Source organism: bacterium, assembly GCA_009926305.1.
Classification (GTDB): Bacteria; Bdellovibrionota_C; UBA2361; order UBA2361; family RFPC01; genus RFPC01.
Genome location: RFPC01000141.1, coordinates 1 through 3,472, shown reverse-complemented (window position 1 = coordinate 3,472; position 3,472 = coordinate 1). Strand labels below are relative to the sequence as shown.

The window sequence follows — 3,472 nt, the reverse complement described above, 5'->3', positions numbered from 1 at the left end:
GAATTGTTTACGTCATGGTCTCAAAAATACGGAATCACGTAGAGCAAAGCAAAGCTCTCTGTTTGCAGCGAACGTATAATCAAAATTGCTATCTTAAAAATTACTATTCTGCCTAGACTTTTTTTGAGGTCTTCAGTGACGACCTTCTGAGCGCTAGTTGCTCCGTTCGCGTCGGAAAGCAATCGGCTCTCCTACGCCGTATTTAGGTGAATACACGATTTATAAGCTTATTACTTGTTATGCTCTTCTTTATATTCGGAGATATTTCCGTCGTCATCAGCAACTATAATTTTTCTATAGCCATTCTCTCCCTCGATCAGAATTGGGCCCCAAATATAGGTAGTTGATTCCATCGCCCAGTCTTCTTGCTCTTCTAGCGCCTCAATACCGTCTTCATCGATGAGTTCCTGCAATCGTTCTTGCTCATCTTCATCCAGATTCTCTGGCCACTCAATTTCAACCCAGCAGCCATCACAGTTCATATTTAATTCAACATCCTTGATGTTGCCGTAGTTGTCCAGGATATCGAGACAGTCTTTTGATCCATTTCCACCTGGCATTTGAGTGAATATAAACTTCGGCGGTCTGCCATCAGTGGTATAGACAGTCCAGGAGCCACTACGCCAGCCAAGCTTGTGAATAATTTCCAAACCATCCTTGGTCAGGCAATCATAGTCCTCAACACTCTTCTTGTAGAGCGTACTAACAGTCCAAGCAGTAAGTGTTTCCTCTTCTTCGTGATCTGGTGCCATAAATTTTCTCCTAGGACTGAACAATATAATCAGGGGTAATCGGGTAGCACCATCTTTTTTTATGATGTGGAATGTTAGTTGGTTACACCGATTTCAAAGTAACTACACTTCTGGTTTGACGGGTGGAATCGCTCCTTGCCGAGTCAACTCACTGACAGCACGTGAAATATAGCATAGTCCCTAATATCTTTTTGAATAATTCCATAGCTCTTGGTAGCGAGCGAGGCTACCGCCTATGGGCTTGGGGTTTTTTAGTAGTAGGCATAAGCCACATCTTAGCTCGAACCGTGCGTATGGTAATAAGGCGGTAGAGCGAGGAGTCTTTGGTGCGTAGAGGATTTACCATAACAGAGAGTTAATCGGAGAAAGTAGCCCGAGGCGTTCGTGAGTATGTGAAAAAAAGATGGTGGTACTTGGGGAGAGGAGTACTTGGGGAGAGGAGGTTCCACCCATTGTGCTCATACTCAACAAGAAGCTCTGTTCCTTGTTCAAGAGTCATAATTGATGGGCTTTTAAGAGTAGGAGCAGCTCGTACATTTGCTCTTTGAGCTGTTATTACCCCGGTAGCCACTACATTCTTTTTTGATGCTGCCTTAGGGAGCCTCCCTCGTCAAACCGTACAAGCCGCTTGACAAGCAATGTGGCTTAATATAAACGTGCGGTCTTGTTCGGGCGTGATCTAGGTCTTTTTGTTTCGCCAATACAGGAGAAAGACAATGAAGAAAGTGGTTAAGGTCGTATCGGTGTCGCTATTGACTGAGAGAATTAAGACCGTTGAGTCCTCATTTGGCGAGCAAGCTGAAAACGCCTTTCCTGAGTCGCCAGACATAACAGTTTGTTTTGACCGTGATGATAAAATTGTTGGGCTCCTTTATCAAATGACTGACCCCGTATATCAAGGGGCTGTATTCGCTGAGCGCCTAGGCGACGAGGATGTATTAAAATTCGAGAAATTTGCACCATTTTTAAGCGCCGAAGAATCACTAGCATGGCTCTTTAATCCCAATGATACGCCAGTGTCCGAGGAGTTCCTCCCAGAAGGACAAGATGGTATAAGCGTGGGGTTCACATGGTCGGGCGATGCTAGAGATTTGGAGAGGAGCTTGATGGAAGAAGAACCAGAGGTGTGGGAGAAGGAGCTCGGGACCTTTAAGGCTATGCTTAGTGACGACGATACACTGTCAATTGGTTGGAAGTGCGTTAGGGAGTGCGATTGGTCGGTAGACTCTGCCGCGGATATTTCTGAGCGGTTCTACGATGCACAATGGGATGTTTTAGATGAAGGATGTTTCGTGATAGTACGCTATTGATAGCTTCCAGCGGTAATAAGTTCTCACCGGCAGATAACGGAGTAGCGACTGCTCAAGTGGAATGGTAGCGACTACCTGCATTGGCTGCAAAATCTACTGTATAATGATAGTTCAGGCAGTACGATGGATATTTCCCTCCACGACATAGAGCCTACCTCGAATAGCAATGGCTCTTTAATTCAAGAAGCCCTTGAACAAGATAAATTACCCCTATGAGCAAGCTGGTTCAGCTCCAAAAAACGGAAAATATTCGGTATTATATAAAGAGCAAAGAAAATTTCTCGCATAAGTTTCAGAATATTTCCCCCTATGAGTTCTTGATCAAGTAAGCTACTAAGCAATGATTTTTCTTAGTAGGTAAACCAAGAGATACATTGAAGAGAGGTTCTAATAAAATGTCTGAAATCAAAAGTACCCCGACCTTAAAGAGGCTAAAGGGGGAATTTAAGTGGGACGATATGACTCGTTTCCCTGGAATACCAAAGCCTGATCAAAGAATTCCAATCCTCTGGATCTCTCCTCGAAGTAGTGATGATAAATTCATAACGGACTATGTCTTGATCAACCATACAGGAGAATCCCTCGAACTAGTGACGATCGATATAGGTGGTTTTGCAACAGTTGATGATGATCCAGAAGTGGTTATGAACCTTTCCGAATCTGAGCGAACATACACAGATGTCGAACCTGATGTAGCCGTTCTTATCGCTCAGTACGATGAAATGTATGATAGTGATTTCGTTTTGCAGCTGAATGTATCAATTGTATCTAAATCGCTTGGAAAACTCAGCTTTGCTTTGTCTAAAAAAGGAGGTTTTGGAACAGTTCCATTGCTATACGCTGATGGTGATTCGAAGTACATGATCAAGTGACTCTTAGCAGATGAACGTCAAGCAGCCATTCCGTATATAAAAGTCTCTACGTAGTCTTTGATTTTCTCAAAAACTCGTATTTTCGTTGGACCTCTTTCGGCTATCTTAAGTGGTCTCTCAATCAAATCTACGATATCAGGGTCTACTAACGGAGGCTCCCCGGTGTAGACATATCGATCGATAACTTTCTTTGTTTTGTCTTGATTCAGCTGTTCTTCCTTGCAAAGCTTCTCAAACGCCGTCGCACGCTCTTGTTCCCAAAACTCCTCACAGTTGTCTGGAATTTCCGCTGAAGAATCCAACTTGGGCAGATTGTTTGCTATAAATTTTTCAATCAACTCTCTTTTATTTCTGTATTCAACCTCACCGGCAACAGTATCCAGAAACAACTTTCTAATCTTAGGCTCCTCGTCCTCGTCTGCATCGTAGAGCTGAGCCAAAAGCTCCAAGATATACTTTACGTTGATGACATCTTGGTGAATCAATTCCAACTCGAAATCAACATCCTCAAGAATTGAAGTCTTATCTTTTGTTCTGT

General features: G+C 43.2%; 5 protein-coding genes. 2 read left to right on the top strand and 3 right to left on the bottom strand.

All coding sequences use genetic code 11. The annotated features are described in order from the left end of the window. Positions 1–230 precede the first annotated feature (230 nt). Together EBR25_12860 and EBR25_12855 are read right to left on the bottom strand one after the other, a co-directional pair. On the bottom strand, positions 231–752 hold the full coding sequence (locus EBR25_12860; protein NBW41872.1) for a hypothetical protein: 522 nt from the start codon (positions 750–752) through the stop codon (positions 231–233). A gap of 355 nt (positions 753–1,107) precedes the next feature. After that, complete coding sequence (locus tag EBR25_12855; protein ID NBW41871.1) at positions 1,108–1,323, bottom strand: SH3 domain-containing protein; 216 nt, start codon at positions 1,321–1,323, stop codon at positions 1,108–1,110. Between the two features lie 145 nt (positions 1,324–1,468). Between EBR25_12855 and EBR25_12850 the strand changes: the two genes are divergently transcribed. Next, positions 1,469–2,062: a hypothetical protein gene (locus EBR25_12850; GenBank protein NBW41870.1), complete on the top strand. Its 594-nt coding sequence runs from the start codon at positions 1,469–1,471 to the stop codon at positions 2,060–2,062. Positions 2,063–2,457: 395 nt separating this feature from the next. Next, entirely contained in the window at positions 2,458–2,934 is a 477-nt protein-coding gene (locus EBR25_12845) for a hypothetical protein (protein NBW41869.1), read from the top strand. Positions 2,935–2,951: 17 nt separating this feature from the next. Here EBR25_12845 and EBR25_12840 read toward each other — a convergent pair. Beyond that, the coding region (locus tag EBR25_12840; protein NBW41868.1) for a type I restriction endonuclease subunit R at positions 2,952–3,472 on the bottom strand (521 nt) is incomplete at its 5' end.